Here is a 14,997-nt window from a genome sequence, read left to right as displayed (position 1 = left end):
ACTTAGAGTTTAGCGACCAGTTTCCGTGTCTCCAGAATCAATTCTTCCTTTTCTTTAGCGGAAGTGGTGAAACTGAAGCTGTCCCTGGCTTTGATATAATTGTTCAGGATGTACATAAACTTCATCTTCAGGCTGCTTTTATCCTCCTGCCCTTCTTTCAGACTTTTCATCAACTGGGCGGTTTCGGTAAAATGCCGGACGATCCCCTGCTGATTCTGTAACAACTCCTTATTGGCTTTTAAGACCTGATCATTGAAGTATTTGACGATCTGCTCCTGGTTGCTGATCATGCGGCTAACATCCTGCCGCATTGGAATGAGCAGGATTTTCTCCTGTGCTTTGATGAAACTGGTATAGGTATCGTGGCTTTTAGCCAGCATCTTTTTCAGCAGTTCGTCGCTGATGTCTGAAGGATCTTTGCTGGTTTTGTAGAAGTAATCTACCATCTGATTAAACAACAGCAGCTTATTCCGGCTAAATTTCTGACTGAGTTTTTCGAGTTTCTGGTCTGTGGTCTTGGAAAATCTTATGGTCTTATTGTTGTCTTCGTTCATGGCATTTCAGGTTGGAGTATACCGGAGGGTATACTATTTTATGCGTTTAGGATATGGCCAGTGGCCTAAAGTATACCCGGAGTATACTTCTACGACCGATTGCAGCGCAATGAGGGGGAAAAGTAGGGCCCTGCCCAACTTCCGCTTGCTCCTTTTCTGTAGGGAAAAGGACTTCAGGTAGAAATGCAGGACAGTGCCACTTTATGAGGAAAGGGGGACTTTTAGGTGGGGCTGATATCCTGTGGTTCCATGCTTACCAGTCTTGGATAGCCTTTGAAATTCTGCTCCACGTTCAGATGAAATACGGTACCGAAACCAAGCCTGCATACAGCTAAGTTTCCCAGGAGGAAATCAGCATCAGTATTTTTGTATACGGAAAGACTGATCAACTGGCCGGACGGGAATACCGTAAAGAAGCAATTGATGGCATTCCCGTTTTTAGACCAGATCATGAAATCCAGTCGGGCATCGTAATTGCCTAATGGCACTTCTTCTTTTTTATAAGAGTAATTTCTTGGTTCAAGACCTGCATCCAATGCAGCATTAAACTGGAGTACGTTTGAGTTGTTTTCCATGGTTATTCATTTTATGGACACAAAAGTGAAGAAGCCACAGGGACCGTTTTAGGTAGATTTGGGTAGTACCGAATAATTTATTCTGGAAAAATAAGGATCAATAAATGAGTTTTAGAATGCCACTAGGAATTTTTTATCCCCAGTACCCTTGTTTACTGAAAACAGATTATTCAGATTATGCAATATTGTAATCCTCAATAGATTTACCATGTCCATAGCATATTCAATATTCATTTCAAGAATCGGGCCCCGATATACAATTGCAAAATCATGCATACATCTGTATGTGCTCTGCATTTCTTATTCACTGGTTAATAGCTAAATCTGCTATATGGAGCCATTTAGTTTTGACAAACTTCCGGAAGTAGTTAGAAGACTGTTCGAAAAGGTGGAGCATATCGAAGAAATGCTAATTGAGCTACAGCCGAAAGCCCCCCAGGAGAACGAACTTTTAACCATCCAGGAAGCAGCCGAATTTTTGAAGGTGACAGTAGCCGCCTTATACACAAAAGTGAGCAGACAGGAGATCCCAGTAAGTAAATCTGGCAAAAGGTTGTACTTCAACAAGACTGACCTCAAAAAATGGATTATCGCATCAAAGAGAAAAAAAATAGAAGAAATCCGAAAAGATGCCGAAGAACGTATGAAGATACTAAATAAGCATAAAAATTTTGTCTAACATCAATTACAACCTATACCGGAGTTTGATATTCCTTCCGATTGCTTTAAGTAAGTCGGGCTGATCACTTACAGTCGCATCAACAGCGTCCCAATCTCCTTTTGAATTGCAGACCAGCTCATATTCCATATCATTCAGATTAATCTGTATTGACTTTGTCTCTTTAGTAATTCCTTTGGTAATGATGGTGTAATTGTAGTCTTTATCATCATAATTAATGCGCATTAGTAAACCCATAGTGCAAGTATAGCGTTGAAAATGTGCTTTTATTGCGTCGACAATTGCATAACGAATAATTTTATGAGCGATTGGACATTGGTTTTTCATTCCGATGTACGATAAACTTAAAGGCTGCTGGTCGTACGTCTTCTTCAGCATCCACATTAACCACCGCTTCAGGCATTTTTAGCATAATTTTGTCTGCGGCCTTCCGTTTGGTCTTATCCACAATTTTAGCATAGATCTCTGTATTCTTAAAAGCTTTATGGCCTAACATTTTAGAAACCGTATAGATATCCGTCCCCAGCTCCAGCTGCAGCGTAGCAAAGGTATGCCGAAAACTATGGAAAGTGATGTTCTTATTGATACCAGCAGCGGCGAGCCAATGGGTAAAGAAAGTCTTCAACCTGGAATACCTTAAACCATGAAAAACAAGTGTATGACTGTTAGACTGATCACCCATAAAAGAAACTGCCTGATCGGATATCGGCATCACTTCAGCGGCCTCTGTTTTTTCTTGTGAAAATTGCAATTCATATTTCCCTGCCGTCCCTCTTAACTCCGACCATTTCAGTGTAGACACGTCAGAAAACCTCAAACCGGTAAGCCCGGAGAACAGTGCAGCCCTTCGCATCAAATCCGAATCAGCAGGAGTTTCTGACAAATGTTGGAACTCTTCAAGAGTTAAACGTTCCCTATGCGTCTCTTTAGGGGTAATTGGCTTTACAATCGAATGCAGATCTTGTGGTATGATTCCCTTCTTATAGGCGATGCGTAAGACATGCCTCAACTTCGCATAATAACAGACTGCAGTGTTTCGTTTTATTGGTCTGCCTTTTCTGCTGATTGCCGGACCACTAAGCAAGTAGATTTTATAATCTTCACACAAATAGTCATTGAGTTCGGGAAACTTAAGGTCATGCCCCGCAAATGCGATAAAATACCGCAACCCCATCGCCCAATCATCAGATAGCGATTGCTGTTTTTTGCGCGCTTCTGTCCTAAAAAAGTCTATGAAACTGGAGTTTCTGATGGCGTCAGACAGGAAACCAAACCTACGGTTCTGGATATCAAGTTGGCGCTGTGCGCAAACCGTACGGGCCAGTATCATCGTTTCCTTATTATGCTGACGCTCCCATTGATCCGCCGGATTATCGTAAATGTAGAGCTTGAGGGTTTCAAACCTATGCAGTTTACCGTTAACCGGGTTTTTAATCGGGGGTGAATAATCAAGTAAAATGCTCTTCCTGTTATTAGCTATCGTTCTCATTCTCATCTTTACCTTAGCCATAGTCTATTTGTTTACGTTTAAAATTCTTTCCAGATCAGATTTCAATACATAAGTGTACCTGCCATTCCGATACTTGGAAATGTTATGTCTGTTAATTAAGTCATATAGTGCCTTCTCAGAAAATTTGAATTTTTCCTGAGCCTCGGCCATGTTGTAGCAATATCGGATCGGTGGCTGTTTCTTTGGTTTTTCTATTTTCTTCGCCAAAAAATCTGGTTGCTCGAAGATCTTGTCGATTTCAGTCCTTCTGATAATTATTTTTCTCTCAGAAAGCCTAACCGCTTTTATTCGACCGGAATAGACGATGTTATATATTGTTTTGGTACAGATGCCAAGTAACTTCGATGCTTCTGCGACAGATAAAAATTCAGCGGAAAGCTGTTTGGCTTCTCCTGAGGCAATTGTCTGCTTGACCTGGGTCTCGGAAGCTTTGATTTTCAGTTCACGAAGCCGTTGCTTTCCATTTCTGCTATTGCACTTTGGACTGCAAAAACGCGTTACAGTGGTCTTTGCGTTGAAAGTATTCCCGCAGTATTCACAAATTCTTTTAACAGATAAATTCGAACTCATTGCATCATAAATTAAGCCTTTTCACCTGCTCCTTGAGAATCTCTTTGTTCCACTAAATCATCGGTAGTCAGCTGACCCGGATTTAGGCCCATTTAGCGTAATTAGGGCGATTTAATTGGAATTAAGAGGAACTAAGAGCCATAATTTACCCTGAGATTTTTTAGAGTAAATATTTGGCTACTCGAGTTACAAATGAGTAACAAAAGTCAGAAAAACTATGGGATATATCCAAAAAATTGGACGAAAGAAATTAACATAACTTATTAACAATAAGCTATTTAGTTGTCGTTATTTATCGTAATTATGCAGTAATTATCACCGATTATTTGCCGATACAGAACTTGCTAAAGATATTCTCCAGCAAATCGTCTGTAGTAACTTGACCAGTGATTTCACCTAAGTAGTACAGTGCTTGTTTAATATCCATAGCCAGGAAATCGGAAGTAACAGGATTGTCCAATCCCTGGGATACATTGGCCAGAGCCGATTTGGTACGTTGCAGCGCTTCCAGGTGACGGATATTGGTCACCATAGTATGGTTGTCAGATAACTTGTCTCCGACAGCGGTTTCATAGAGCAGTTGTTTCAATTCTTCGATCTGCTGATTCTCCTTCGCAGAAATCGAAATAAACTGAATGTCAGCAGGCAACTTGAGTTCTTTTAAACGGTCACTATAGGAGAGGTCAATCTTATTGGCGACAGCGATAAAAGCCATACCAGGTCGGTGCAGACTGAGAATGTCTTCACGTATTTCAGTGGCTGACAGGTTAACTACGTCAAACAAATAAACCAATACGGCAGACTGGCTGATCTTCTGCATTGTCTTCTCCACTCCTATTGCTTCTATAGTATCTGTAGCTTCACGAATCCCCGCAGTGTCAATGAGCCGGAAATTAATGCCATTGATATTTAGTATTTCTTCAATGGTATCACGTGTAGTACCCGCAATGTCACTTACAATTGCACGGTCTTCATTTAACAAAGCATTTAACAAGGTGGACTTGCCTGCATTCGGCCGCCCTGCGATCACCGTATTGATGCCTTCTTTGATGACATTGCCGAGTTCAAAGGAACGGATCAGTTTGTTGAGGACTAACGTGATTTTGGTGATGAGTTCCTGTAGCTGATCACGATTAGCAAATTCCACATCCTCTTCTGCAAAATCAAGCTCGAGTTCTATCATGGAAGCAAAATGTATCAGCTGCTCTCTCAGCACATTGAGTTCAGTGCTGAAACCGCCTCTTAACTGGTTCATGGCCACCTGATGCGTAGCAGCAGAATCTGAAGAAATCAAATCTGCAACAGCTTCAGCCTGTGAAAGGTCCATGCCTCCATTTAAAAATGCCCTTAAGGTAAATTCGCCAGGTTTAGCCGCAGAAGCACCATGTTTTATCAGCAAATTGATGATTTGTTGAATGATGTAATTGGAGCCATGGCATGAAATTTCTACAACATGCTCTTTGGTATAGGATTTTGGACCTACAAAAAGACTAACCAGCACTTCGTCTATGACTACATTGCCGTCCTTGATCAAACCGAAATGTATGGTGTGAGATGCTTGTTCCAACAAGTTTTTTCCGCTAAATACAGCGTTGGTAATGGAAATGGCATTTTTACCTGAAAGGCGAATTACACCTATGGCACCGATTCCGGGTGGCGTAGATAAGGCGACGATGGTCTCATTTGTAATCATTCCGCAAAACTAGCCAAACATTTCATACCTTGTAGTGTTACTGTTTGAAATGTACCATCTTTTTACCTTTAAAACACTAATCTAACCTTCATGACAGACATGCCGCTCACCGTAAGACGATCCATTGAACTTCTTGGAATCGTCCTGGTCATCGCTATTTTATTCCTGGCCAGCAACATCATCATGCCGGTGATAATGGCATTTTTCATCAGCATCGTATTGCTGCCGGTTTTCCGTTTTCTTAAGAAATGGAAGTTCCCTGAAGTTGCGGCAATCATACTCCCGATTCTGATGCTCGCCATTTTCCTTGGCCTCATCATCTGGTTTTTTTCAGCGCAGGTAGGTATGCTCGTGAACGATTTCCCTGAGATCAAGAAGAACGTAAGCATTCACCTCAATGCATTGAGCAGCTGGATCAGCAGCATGAGCAACTTTTCTACTACAGAACAGGTAAAATTCATCAACGACAAAAGCAATGATCTTTTGGGAATGGCGGGTAAAGCTGCAAGCGGTGCAGCAGTTACATTGAGCTCAGTGTTTGTATTCGTTGGCCTACTGCCTATCTACATTTATCTAATGTTGTTTTATAAAGACATTTTGCTGCGGTTCATTTTCATGTGGTTCAAACCAGATCACCATCCAAAGGTGAAAGAGGCGATCTATGAAACGGAAGCAATCATCAAAAATTATCTGGTCGGACTGCTCATTCAGGTCACTTACATGACCATCCTTTTGGGGGGTATTTTATTGTTGATCGGCATCAAACATGCCTTGCTGATCGGTGTGATCTTCGCAATCCTGAACCTGATTCCTTATGTAGGTGCCTTGGTGGGTAACATAATTGGGGTGATGCTGACCCTGACTTCTTCAACCGAGCTTTGGCCCGTCGTTACGGTTCTGGGGGTCATTGCAGCCGTTCAGTTTTTGGATAATAACATCCTGATGCCTAGAATTGTAGGCTCTAAGGTTAAAATAAATGCTTTGTTTGCGATCCTGGGGGTCATTATTGGTGGAAGTATCGCAGGGGTCTCGGGAATGTTTTTATCCATGCCGCTGATCGCAGTACTTAAAGTGATCTTCGACAGAACGGAAACTTTTAAACAATGGGGCGTGTTGCTTGGTGATGAGCGGCCAACCAGGAGTCCGATGACCTTCCCTACCTTCAGAAAGAAAAAGCCTGTAGCAACTAAGCCAGGGGTAGAAAAAACAAAAGAGAAGGATTAATCCTTCTCTTTTGTTTTTATCTCAAATCTTACAAAGATTACATCCTTTCCGGAACTTCAATGCCCAGGTGTTTCATTCCTGATTTCAATACCTGCGCGGTAACGGCACAGAGATTTAACCGGTTTTGTTTCGCTGATTGGTCTTCTTCTTTTACAATCGGCGGAACTTCATGGTAGAATTTATTAAACATTTTGGCTACTTCATACAGGTAATTGGCCAGGGTAGCAGGACTATAGGCGGCTGCAGCGGCCAACAGTTCTGATGGATATTTCGCCAGCAGGATGATCATATCCAATTCGGTTGCTGTAATGGCTACTGCGGAAACAGGCTGTCCTCCAGTGTAATCGGCTTTAGCCAGCAGTGACTTTACGCGTGCATGAGTGTACTGTATAAAAGGCCCTGTATTTCCCTGGAAGTCAATAGACTCTGAAGGGTCAAACAACAAACGTTTTTTCGGTTCTACTTTGAGCAGAAAATACTTCAGGGCACCCAATCCGATTTGTTGATAAAGTCCTTCTTTCTCTTCTTCTGAAAAATCGTTCACCTTACCCAATACCTCAGTTTTTTGCCTGGCTGTAGCCACCATCTCTGCAATAAGGTCATCAGCATCTACCACAGTCCCTTCTCTTGATTTCATTTTTCCGCTGGGAAGATCCACCATGCCGTATGACAAATGATAAAGTCCCTTAGCCCAGGATTTACCGAGTTTTTCCAGGATCAGGAAGAGCACTTTAAAATGATAATCCTGCTCATTACCTACCACGTAAATAGACTTGTCCATATTGAAATCTTCCTGCTTCATTTCAGCAGTACCAATGTCCTGCGTGATGTAGACCGAAGTACCGTCTGCACGTAAGACAAGCTTCTGGTCCAGGCCATCTTCCGTAAGATCTATCCATACGGAGCCATCTTCCTTTTTAAAGAAAACACCTTTGGCCAGCCCCTCTTCTACTGCTCCTTTTCCCAAAAGATAAGTGTTGCTTTCGTAATAATACTGGTCGAAATCAACACCCAGGTTTTTATAGGTTACTTCAAAGCCATCGTATACCCAGCCATTCATGGTTTTCCAAAGCTGAATTACATCCGCATCACCAGCTTCCCAATCCTGCAACATCTTTTGTGCAGCTCTGATCAGCGGTGCATTTTTCTTAGCTTCTTCTTCTGTCTGGCCTTCTGCCTTTAGAGATTCAATCTCCTTTTTGTATTCTTTGTCAAAGATCACATAATACTTACCCACCAGATGGTCCCCCTTCAGACATGAACTCTCGGGAGTTTCTCCCTCGCCCCATTTCTGCCAGGCCAGCATCGATTTGCAGATATGAATCCCCCTGTCATTCACCAGATTTACTTTAAATACCTCATAGCCCACCGCTTTTAGGAGTTCTGCTACGGAGTACCCGAGCAAATTGTTCCGCACATGCCCCAGATGCAAGGGTTTATTTGTATTTGGTGAGGAATATTCGACCATCACCTTTTGTCCATTTGGGCTGAAAGTTCCAAAAGCAGGATTCAGCAGTTCGGTATTGAAGAGGTTCAGCCAATATTCATGAGCAATGCTAAGATTCAAAAATCCCTTCACCACATTGAATCCGCTAATCACATCCACATGCTCCACCAGGTAGTTGCCCAGGTCGTTTGCAGTTTGTTCCGGTGATTTTTTAGAGTACTTCACAATAGGAAAAACTACGATTGTGGCTTGTCCTTCAAATTCTTTACGCGTGTCCTGTATGTTGATCAGGCTTTCAGGAACAACTTCATTATACAGCTGCTGAATACCCTTAATTGCTTCGGTAATGATAAAATCCATATCGCCAAAAATAAGCAATAATGAGCGAATATTAAATTCTAAAAATTTAGATAGCTTTGTCCGACTACAACTTATTATGACTGAGCAAAACAAAGATTTTAGAGTAAGTGTAAGCACCGAGATCGGCAGGTTACGCAAATTGCTGATCCATAGTCCGGATAGCGGGCTGGGAAAAGTGGTTCCTTCCAAAGCACAGGATTGGCTGTTTGAAGATATCGTTCACCTGGATACGATCCGCAAAGAAGAATACGATTATTACCTGAAACTGCTCATGTATTTTCTTGATCCTGAAAAGATCAAGGGAAAATTGGCTGAGATCGACGCCTCCGAATCGGACAGGAGCTTTTTCAAACCAAATTCAGACGGTTTCCACCGCTCTACTGAAGTGATAGAAATACAAAACCTGCTGTCGGACATCCTGGAAGATGCTTCTATCAAAAAGAAACTGACAGCAGCCGTTTGCGCTATAGAAGGCTGCACTTATAAACTGCAACTGGAAATGATCCAGACGGATGCAAGGGAACTGGCTACCATCTTTATTTCCGGAAGCATGGCCAATGACCTGATGATTTTTGCACCCATCCCCAATTTGATCTTTACCAGGGATGTGGGCATCACCATCAATAATTACATTTTATTAAATAAACCGGCAAAGAAGGCACGCAGTCGCGAAACCCTTCTGATGCGTTACATATTTTTCAACCACCCCCTCTTTGCCGCCTATGCGAATAACATTCTGGAAATTCCGGATGTGGCCCAGCATTTCCTCCGCCCCGGTGAGGAAGAGGACCATAGAACGACACTGGAAGGTGGGGACGTCATGATGGTGAGTCCGCAACATGTGCTCATCGGTTGCAGCGAGCGGACTTCCGCTTACGGCGCCAATGAAGCTATAAAACTCTTGTTTGATAACAACGTGGTTAGCAAGGTAACGATCGTTAAGATCCCCAACAAACGCGACTTTATGCACATCGACACCGTATTTACACAAGTGAAAAGAAACGTGTGGACAATATTGAGCTCCATTTCAAAGAACCAGCAGACGAATCCAAATGAACCCATCAATTTCCTGGTCCCACCCGACAACCAAAATCTTACCGAAATCATTCAGTTCAGCAAAGGGCTGGAAAAACCGAAGACTTTCAATAGTATAGAGGATCTCCTAGACGACATCAGTCGGAATGAATTGGGCAGTACCGAAAAGACACAGTTCATTTATAGCGGCAACGGAGCTTTTCCTTATGATGCCCGTGAACAATGGACGGATTCCTGTAACCTATTGGCAATCAAGGAAGGCGTGGTTTTGGGCTACGACCGCAATGACAAAACCGTGGAGGCCTTCAGAACCAGGGGTTTCAATATTGTAAAAGTGAAGGACTTGATCGATGACCTGGAAAATGAGAGAATGAGTACGGAAAACATCACCGACACATTGATCTTGATGCCTTCTGCTGAACTTTCACGAGCTAGGGGTGGTTTTCATTGCATGAGTTTACCCATACTAAGAGATGAATTGTAATATGCAGACGACCAACCACATACTCATGATCCGACCAGTGGATTTCAAGTTCAATGAACAAACGGCCGGAAACAATAAATTTCAGCAGGCCTCTGAACAGAATGGTGTTCAGGACCTGGCTTTAAAAGAATTTGATCAGTTCCTGGAATTACTGCGCAACAATGGTGTGGATGTCACAGTCATCAATGACACCATCGATCCGGAAACACCGGATTCCATATTCCCCAATAACTGGATATCCTTTCATGACAATGCTGAAATTTTCCTCTACCCCATGTTTTCAGAAAACCGCAGGCTGGAACGCAGAAAGGACATCATCGAACAGCTGGGGGCTAAGTTTAGCATAGACATGGTCACCGATCTTTCGGAATATGAAAATCAGGAACTCTTTTTAGAAGGAACCGGAAGTATGGTGCTGGACCGCGAGCATAAATTAGCTTACGCCTGCCTGTCTTTAAGAACTAATGAACAGGTATTGGCCGACTGGTGCAAGATCTCCGGCTATACCGCAGTAACATTTAAAGCAGATGATCAGGATGGCTTTCCTATTTACCATACCAATGTAATGATGTGTATTGGCGACGATTTTGTCGTCATTTGCCTGGAGTCTATTCAAAATTATCAGGAAAGGGAAATGGTCATGCAGTACCTCATCCAAACCGAAAAGGAAATCATTGAGATCAGTATGAACCAGATGAACCATTTTGCAGGCAATATGTTGCAGGTAAAAAACAAAAAGGGCGACGGACTGTTGGTGATGTCTGAACAGGCTTATACATCATTGACAGAAATGCAGGTCTTTCTTTTGGAAAAGTACTGCCGTCTGGTTCATTCGCCTTTAGATACTATAGAAAAAAATGGTGGCGGAAGTGCACGCTGCATGCTTGCTGAAATCCATTTGGAGGAAAGATAGATTTATACTTGCCGATGACAGTATTTTAATTAATAACCGTTTTTTCTCGATTTAAAATTACATTTTTGCAAAAATTATATTGACCATAAATGCAGAGTTACTCCGAATTTCTTGATCTAAGTGTTGGCTTTCCACAGGAAGGCTACGATATTATAGACGACGAATTGTATTTTCAAGATCTCAATCTGATGGAAATGATTGAAACCTATGGTACTCCATTGCGTTTTACTTACCTTCCAATGATCAGCAAAAAGATCCAGCAGGCAAAAATCTTATTTCAGACTGCTATCTTAAAGAATAATTACCGCGGAGACTATAAGTATTGTTACTGTACAAAGAGTTCCCACTTTCGTCACATTGTTGAAGAAGCACTGAAGAACGGTATTCACCTGGAAACATCATCTGCTTTTGACATGCCAATGATTGAAGCCCTGGAAAAAAAAGGTGCTTTGACCAAGGACATCACGGTAATCTGTAACGGTTTCAAGACTTATCAATATAAGCAGTATATCATCGATATGCTGCACGATGGTTATAAAAACATCATCCCAGTATTGGACAACAAAGAAGAATTTAACCTTTTTGATGATGAAGTGGAGATGGATACGCCATGTAACCTGGGCATCCGGATCGCTGCTGAAGAGCAGCCTGACTCACAGTTCTATACTTCCCGTCTCGGTGTACGTATGGAAGATGTGATCGACTTCTACAACAACAAGATCTCTGCAAACCCAAATTTCAGGGTAAAACTCCTGCACTTTTTCATCAATTCCGGTATTACCGATTCTCCGTATTACTGGAACGAGCTGGAGAAATATGTGACACTATATTGCAAATTCAAAAAGATCAACCCTGAACTGGATACCCTGGACATCGGTGGTGGTATGCCTTTCAAAGATTCGCTGGTATTTGATTTCGATTATGAGTACATGGTAAACGAGATCGTGAAAAGGATCAAGGAAATCTGTGCTGAACATGATGTGGTAGAACCGGATATCATTACAGAATTTGGAAAATATACGGTAGCAGAAGCTTCTGGTATATTGTATAAAGTATTGGGACGTAAACAACAGAACGACAGGGAAAAATGGCTGATGCTTGATGGTTCTTTTATCACGAACTTACCTGATGTATGGGCACTGAACCAGAAATACATTCTGCTTCCGATCAACAACTGGGATGCAGAATATGAGCGCGTAAACCTCGGTGGGATTACCTGCGACGGGCAGGATTATTACAATCAGGAAGCACATATGAACAGTGTGTTTATGCCAAAAACCAGAAAAGTTCAATACCTGGGTTTCTTCAACACAGGGGCTTATCAGGAAGTATTGAGTGGCTACGGTGGTATTCACCACTGCTTGCTGCCCAGTCCTAAACACGTGATCATCCGGAGGAACCGGGACGAGACATTCAACTTTGAGGTCTTCGGAGAAGAACAGAACAGTAAACAGGTACTAAAAATACTAGGTTATACCTAAAACAAGAAAGGGCGATGCCATCCAGCATCGCCCTTCTTCTTAAAAACCAAATAAACCTATTTATGAAACTTTTATTTCTTTGCTTTGTGATTGTGCAGTGTCTTTGCCAATCGTGATGTTCAGGATTCCATTGATATACTCTGCACTGATCTGATCCGTATTTACCGTTTCAGGCAATATGAAAGATCTTGCGAAAGAATAATAATCGAATTCTTTACGGGTATAATCTTTCTTCTCCTCTTGCGCTTCCCCTTTCTTCTCAGCCCATACCGACAAGGTATCTTTCTTTACATTGATCTGGAAGTCTTCTTTGTTGAGACCAGGGGCAGCAACTTCAATCTTATAAGCATTTTCAGTTTCTAAAATGTTGACTCCCGGTACTTTATTTACGGTTAAATTTTTATTTATCGCCTCACTGAACAATGAATCAAAAACGTTGTTAAAGTAAGGTGCAGTATTCCTGGTTCTGTTGTTAAATTTTACTAATGTCATTTTGATATTCTCCTATTTTTTAATTTTTAACTTGATACAAACACATATTCAACTCTTATACCAACCGTATTTTTTATGATATTCAAGACATTTTGGCGCACTAAAACAAAAGAGACAGACAAAAAGACAGACATACTTAACCAATTCGACAGTTTCAAGTATAAAACCAATATAGAGACGCGCTTCACGGACTTTGATCTGATGGGCCATGTAAACAACGCTATGTATTTTACATATATGGAAATAGCCAGATCCAAATATTGGAAACAGGCGATTGGATGGGACTGGAAAAAGACTGGGGTGGTTATTGCAAAAGCCTCCTTAGACTATGTTGTTCCTATCCTGATTGACGATAAAATTAGCATGTATGTACGCACCTCACGTATCGGCAACACCAGCTTTGACCTGGAGTACCTGCTGGTAAAAATGGTCAATAATGACGAGGTGATCTGCAGCCGTGGAAAAACAGTCTGTGTAGCCTTCGATTACCAAACTAAATCATCATCCCCTATTCCCTTAAATGAAAGGAACAAAATGATGGTGTTCGAGCAATTAAGTGGCAATTAAATTAAAAAATCTTTCCGGGATTAAGGATCTGGTTGGGATCAAACACGGCCTTAATCCCCCTCATTAGGTTCAAATGAAGCTCGCTATATTTGATTGGCATAAATTCTTTTTGAACCAGACCGATACCATGTTCCCCTGAAATCGTACCACCAAGTTCGGTGGTCAGTTGAAAGATCTCAACAATCCCATCTCTCAACTTGTTCTTCCAGTCTTCATCACTCATACCTGCCTTAATGATGTTGATGTGTAGGTTTCCATCGCCAGCATGTCCATAACATACGCTCTCAAAACCATAACGGCTGCCAATTTCCTTAATACCATTGATCAGTTTTGGTAAAGCTGCACGGGGCACAACGGTATCTTCTTCCTTATAGACGGAATTCGATTTTACTGATTCAGCCATCGTCCTGCGCATCCTCCACAGATCTTCTTTCTGCTGTGCGGTATCCGCAAACAAAACTTCAGTGCAACCATGTTCTTCCAGCACCTGGTTTACTTTCTCACAGTCCTTAAATATAGTATCCAGGTCATCACCGTCAAATTCAATGAGTAAAAAAGCATTTACTCCTGCTTTCAGGTCAAATTTGATCTCGTCAAACTGTATCACCCACTCCACTCCTTTACGTTCCATGAACTCCAACGCGGAGGGTGTGACGCCGGCTCTGAATATGGCAGAAACTGCAGCACATGCCGCTTCATTTTCAGAAAAAGATCCCAGCATCAATACACCTTGACTGGTTTTAGGAATCAACTTGGTGACGATCTTAGTGACCACACCAAGCGTTCCTTCTGAACCGATCATCAATTGTGTAAGGTTATAACCGGATGCATATTTCACCGTATTGGCACCAGTCCAGATAATTTCGCCTGTTGGCAACACCACTTCGAGGTTAAGGATATACTCCCTGATGGTGCCATACTTTACCACTCTTGGTCCGCCTGAACCGTGTGCTACGTTTCCACCAATAAAACACGACCCCTTACTCGAGGGATCCACCGGATACAAGAGACCTTTTTCTGCTACAGCATTGATGAATTCTTCTGTAATTACACCAGGTTCTACAGTGGCCTGAAGGTTTTCTGTATCTATTTCGATGATTTTCTTAAACTTTTCCATGGATAGCAATACTCCACCAAACACTGGCAGAGCTGCTCCGCTCAGACCAGTACCTCCACCTCTGGGGGTTACGGGCACATGTAGTTCATTGCAAAGCTTCAACAAGGCCGCAATGGCAGCTGCATTTCCCGGCTTTACCACTACCTCGGGGTAATACTTCAGGTCTTCCGTTTCATCGTGGCAATAGGTGGCTAGCGATTCTTCATCGGTAAATACGCTGGTGGCACCTACGGCTGTCTTGATCTGATCAAGGATATCTGAGTTCATTTTTTGGTAGTTCATCTTGGTCTTTGCTA

At 42.1% G+C, this 14,997-nt stretch carries 15 protein-coding genes; 6 read left to right on the top strand and 9 right to left on the bottom strand.

Annotation, left to right across the window (positions count from 1 at the left end):
* Positions 1-2: 2 nt before the first annotated feature.
* Both WAE59_RS22590 and WAE59_RS22585 read right to left on the bottom strand, forming a co-directional pair.
* Positions 3-554: a BfmA/BtgA family mobilization protein gene (locus tag WAE59_RS22590; RefSeq protein ID WP_337858263.1), complete on the bottom strand. Its 552-nt coding sequence runs from the start codon at positions 552-554 to the stop codon at positions 3-5.
* A 221-nt stretch (positions 555-775) separates the two neighbouring features.
* Positions 776-1,129, bottom strand: a complete 354-nt coding sequence (locus WAE59_RS22585) for a hypothetical protein (RefSeq protein ID WP_337858262.1) — start codon at positions 1,127-1,129, stop codon at positions 776-778.
* 331 nt (positions 1,130-1,460) lie between these two features.
* Here WAE59_RS22585 and WAE59_RS22580 point away from each other — a divergent pair, with 331 nt between their 5' ends.
* The gene (locus WAE59_RS22580; protein ID WP_337858261.1) at positions 1,461-1,808 is read left to right on the top strand and encodes a helix-turn-helix domain-containing protein; all 348 of its coding nucleotides are present in this window, start codon (positions 1,461-1,463) and stop codon (positions 1,806-1,808) included.
* A 6-nt stretch (positions 1,809-1,814) separates the two neighbouring features.
* On the opposite strand, the gene WAE59_RS22575 is transcribed toward WAE59_RS22580, so the two are convergent.
* From WAE59_RS22575 to mnmE, 4 genes are all read right to left on the bottom strand, one after another.
* Positions 1,815-2,045, bottom strand: coding sequence for a hypothetical protein (locus tag WAE59_RS22575; protein WP_337858260.1), 231 nt, complete (start codon positions 2,043-2,045; stop codon positions 1,815-1,817).
* 61 nt (positions 2,046-2,106) lie between these two features.
* Positions 2,107-3,318, bottom strand: coding sequence for a site-specific integrase (locus tag WAE59_RS22570; protein WP_337858259.1), 1,212 nt, complete (start codon positions 3,316-3,318; stop codon positions 2,107-2,109).
* 3 nt (positions 3,319-3,321) lie between these two features.
* Positions 3,322-3,888, bottom strand: a complete 567-nt coding sequence (locus WAE59_RS22565; protein ID WP_337858258.1) for a helix-turn-helix domain-containing protein — start codon at positions 3,886-3,888, stop codon at positions 3,322-3,324.
* Between the two features lie 322 nt (positions 3,889-4,210).
* Positions 4,211-5,581: a tRNA uridine-5-carboxymethylaminomethyl(34) synthesis GTPase MnmE gene (mnmE, locus tag WAE59_RS22560; protein ID WP_337858257.1), complete on the bottom strand. Its 1,371-nt coding sequence runs from the start codon at positions 5,579-5,581 to the stop codon at positions 4,211-4,213.
* A gap of 90 nt (positions 5,582-5,671) precedes the next feature.
* Between mnmE and WAE59_RS22555 the strand changes: the two genes are divergently transcribed.
* A complete protein-coding gene (locus WAE59_RS22555; RefSeq protein ID WP_337858256.1) occupies positions 5,672-6,805 on the top strand; it encodes an AI-2E family transporter in 1,134 nt (377 codons plus the stop codon).
* A gap of 37 nt (positions 6,806-6,842) precedes the next feature.
* Here WAE59_RS22555 and argS read toward each other — a convergent pair whose 3' ends face one another.
* Entirely contained in the window at positions 6,843-8,612 is a 1,770-nt protein-coding gene (gene argS, locus WAE59_RS22550) for an arginine--tRNA ligase (protein ID WP_337858255.1), read from the bottom strand.
* Between the two features lie 76 nt (positions 8,613-8,688).
* Here argS and WAE59_RS22545 point away from each other — a divergent pair, with 76 nt between their 5' ends.
* The 3 genes from WAE59_RS22545 (at position 8,689) to WAE59_RS22535 (ending at position 12,525) form a co-directional block, all read left to right on the top strand.
* Positions 8,689-10,131 carry an arginine deiminase family protein gene (locus tag WAE59_RS22545; protein ID WP_337858254.1) on the top strand — a complete coding sequence of 481 codons (1,443 nt, stop codon included), beginning with the start codon at positions 8,689-8,691 and terminating at the stop codon, positions 10,129-10,131.
* A 25-nt stretch (positions 10,132-10,156) separates the two neighbouring features.
* The gene (gene ctlX / locus WAE59_RS22540) at positions 10,157-11,044 is read left to right on the top strand and encodes a citrulline utilization hydrolase CtlX (RefSeq protein ID WP_337858253.1); all 888 of its coding nucleotides are present in this window, start codon (positions 10,157-10,159) and stop codon (positions 11,042-11,044) included.
* 89 nt (positions 11,045-11,133) lie between these two features.
* Positions 11,134-12,525, top strand: a complete 1,392-nt coding sequence (locus tag WAE59_RS22535; protein WP_337858252.1) for an arginine decarboxylase — start codon at positions 11,134-11,136, stop codon at positions 12,523-12,525.
* A gap of 60 nt (positions 12,526-12,585) precedes the next feature.
* On the opposite strand, the gene WAE59_RS22530 is transcribed toward WAE59_RS22535, so the two are convergent.
* Positions 12,586-13,017 carry an Hsp20/alpha crystallin family protein gene (locus WAE59_RS22530; RefSeq protein WP_337858251.1) on the bottom strand — a complete coding sequence of 144 codons (432 nt, stop codon included), beginning with the start codon at positions 13,015-13,017 and terminating at the stop codon, positions 12,586-12,588.
* Positions 13,018-13,092: 75 nt separating this feature from the next.
* On the opposite strand from WAE59_RS22530, the gene WAE59_RS22525 reads away from it, so the two are divergent.
* Complete coding sequence (locus WAE59_RS22525) at positions 13,093-13,584, top strand: acyl-CoA thioesterase (RefSeq protein ID WP_337858250.1); 492 nt, start codon at positions 13,093-13,095, stop codon at positions 13,582-13,584.
* A 1-nt stretch (position 13,585) separates the two neighbouring features.
* On the opposite strand, the gene WAE59_RS22520 is transcribed toward WAE59_RS22525, so the two are convergent.
* Positions 13,586-14,983 carry an FAD-binding oxidoreductase gene (locus tag WAE59_RS22520; RefSeq protein WP_337858249.1) on the bottom strand — a complete coding sequence of 466 codons (1,398 nt, stop codon included), beginning with the start codon at positions 14,981-14,983 and terminating at the stop codon, positions 13,586-13,588.
* Positions 14,984-14,997: the final 14 nt, after the last annotated feature.

This window comes from Pedobacter sp. GR22-6 (assembly GCF_037402555.1).
GTDB lineage: Bacteria > Bacteroidota > Bacteroidia > Sphingobacteriales > Sphingobacteriaceae > Pedobacter.
This window is presented reverse-complemented; position numbering and strand designations above follow the sequence as displayed.

Excerpts from the sequence above, each read along its gene's own strand:
- mnmE (WP_337858257.1), bottom strand. The coding sequence starts at position 5,581 with ATGATTACAAATGAGACCATCGTCGCCTTATCTACGCCACCCGGAATC.
- argS (WP_337858255.1), bottom strand. The coding sequence starts at position 8,612 with ATGGATTTTATCATTACCGAAGCAATTAAGGGTATTCAGCAGCTGTAT.
- WAE59_RS22585 (WP_337858262.1), bottom strand. The coding sequence starts at position 1,129 with ATGGAAAACAACTCAAACGTACTCCAGTTTAATGCTGCATTGGATGCA.
- WAE59_RS22530 (WP_337858251.1), bottom strand. The coding sequence starts at position 13,017 with ATGACATTAGTAAAATTTAACAACAGAACCAGGAATACTGCACCTTAC.
- WAE59_RS22565 (WP_337858258.1), bottom strand. The coding sequence starts at position 3,888 with ATGAGTTCGAATTTATCTGTTAAAAGAATTTGTGAATACTGCGGGAAT.
- WAE59_RS22545 (WP_337858254.1), top strand. The coding sequence starts at position 8,689 with ATGACTGAGCAAAACAAAGATTTTAGAGTAAGTGTAAGCACCGAGATC.
- WAE59_RS22525 (WP_337858250.1), top strand. The coding sequence starts at position 13,093 with ATGATATTCAAGACATTTTGGCGCACTAAAACAAAAGAGACAGACAAA.
- WAE59_RS22535 (WP_337858252.1), top strand. The coding sequence starts at position 11,134 with ATGCAGAGTTACTCCGAATTTCTTGATCTAAGTGTTGGCTTTCCACAG.
- ctlX (WP_337858253.1), top strand. The coding sequence starts at position 10,157 with ATGATCCGACCAGTGGATTTCAAGTTCAATGAACAAACGGCCGGAAAC.
- WAE59_RS22590 (WP_337858263.1), bottom strand. The coding sequence starts at position 554 with ATGAACGAAGACAACAATAAGACCATAAGATTTTCCAAGACCACAGAC.
- WAE59_RS22580 (WP_337858261.1), top strand. The coding sequence starts at position 1,461 with ATGGAGCCATTTAGTTTTGACAAACTTCCGGAAGTAGTTAGAAGACTG.
- WAE59_RS22520 (WP_337858249.1), bottom strand. The coding sequence starts at position 14,983 with ATGAACTACCAAAAAATGAACTCAGATATCCTTGATCAGATCAAGACA.
- WAE59_RS22555 (WP_337858256.1), top strand. The coding sequence starts at position 5,672 with ATGACAGACATGCCGCTCACCGTAAGACGATCCATTGAACTTCTTGGA.
- WAE59_RS22570 (WP_337858259.1), bottom strand. The coding sequence starts at position 3,318 with ATGGCTAAGGTAAAGATGAGAATGAGAACGATAGCTAATAACAGGAAG.
- WAE59_RS22575 (WP_337858260.1), bottom strand. The coding sequence starts at position 2,045 with ATGGGTTTACTAATGCGCATTAATTATGATGATAAAGACTACAATTAC.